Raw genomic sequence first — 248 nt, forward strand, 5'->3', positions numbered from 1 at the left:
GCCTTGATACAGTTCTCTATCTTGTCATCACTCAGACACGGGGTCGGGTTGCGCCGTTGAGCCGATGTCCAGGTTGACTTGCGCCGTCCTGGTTCGAGTGGCGGGTTGCAGCGATCGCAATATTGCTCGAACAGATCTTCGGGGCGGTCTTTCACCCGTTCCCCCATGTATTGCAGCCGTTCGTATGTCCCCAAAAGGTCTTGGGCGACCTTGATCGCGTCGTCACCGCGCTGTCCGTCTGGCGACCC

At 58.9% G+C, this 248-nt stretch carries 1 protein-coding gene; it reads right to left on the reverse strand.

The genetic code is table 11. The features are described 5' to 3' along the window. Nucleotides 1–248 (reverse strand): hypothetical protein (locus AC0QHF_RS06600; protein ID WP_324703400.1); only part of this gene is annotated, 248 nt, incomplete at both ends.

This window comes from Lyngbya sp. CCY1209 (assembly GCF_055795065.1).